The organism is Acinetobacter lwoffii, from assembly GCF_024129855.1.
In the GTDB taxonomy this organism is placed as follows: domain Bacteria; phylum Pseudomonadota; class Gammaproteobacteria; order Pseudomonadales; family Moraxellaceae; genus Acinetobacter; species Acinetobacter lwoffii_L.
This window is the reverse complement of sequence record NZ_JAMXXC010000070.1, coordinates 1-960: the sequence shown is the minus strand read 5'-3', so window position 1 is coordinate 960 and position 960 is coordinate 1. Positions and strand designations below refer to the sequence as shown.

General features: G+C 43.0%; 1 protein-coding gene. It reads right to left on the bottom strand.

Annotated features, from left to right (window positions below; genetic code table 11):
* Positions 1 to 52: 52 nt before the first annotated feature.
* Positions 53 to 960: IS5-like element IS17 family transposase (locus NI465_RS16530; RefSeq protein ID WP_253146004.1), on the bottom strand; the 908-nt coding region annotated here is incomplete at its 5' end.

Below are 960 nucleotides of genomic sequence, written 5' to 3'. Positions count from 1 at the left end.
GGCTTTGTTGCACAAAGATTTGAAATGCAAAGCGCCCCTAATTGAGCCAAATTTAAGGCGTAACTTGGGTAAGTGGTCGACCTAATTCCGTAAATCTGTTAAGGACTGCTACACGTGCATGGATCTCATTCACTTGGCTATCAAAACTCCTTGCACTGAGTTTATCTCCTAATAATTTGATGCAATGCATCTTGGTTTCCACCAAACTGCGGCGATGATAGCCTGACCATTTTTTCCATAATGTCCTGCCTAAACGTTTAACTGTTCGAAGTAATTCATTTCGCTCTAGCGAGCTACTCTTTGTATCTTTCCATGGTTTCGCATTTTTTCTAGGTGGAATCACCGCATGTGCTTGCCGATCTGCAATGACCTGACGGCATTGCTTGGTGTCATAAGCTCCATCGGTATAAACAGAGTCAATCTGCTCATCTTGTGGAATCTGATTAAGTAAATCACCAAGCACCTGTGAATCACTGACATTATTGGTTGTGAGCTGAATAGCGCGTATTTGTAGGGTTTTGGCATCTATACCAATATGTAGTTTACGCCATTGGCGACGATATTCAGCTCCATGTTTCTTGCGTTTCCATTCGCCCTCACCTAGAAACTTCATGCCTGTAGAGTCTACGAGTAGATGCAGCCCATCGCTACTTTTTTGGTAGCTGATTGCAATATCAATATGCTTTTGTCTTCTACAAAGCGTACTGTAATCTGGTGCGGTCCAATTTAATCCGCAAAGTTTAATCAGACTTTGCACAAAGCCAGTGACCATACGTAAAGATAGACGGAATAAGGATTTAATCATTAAGCAGCATTGGATAGCTGCGTCGGAGTAGGTTTGATTTCGCCCTTGTTTGCCTTTTGATGGAGCATACCATTGCGTAGCAGGATCAAACCAAATGGCAATATTTCCGCGACTCATGAGTGCTCGGTTATATGCGGGCCAATTGGTTGTGCGGT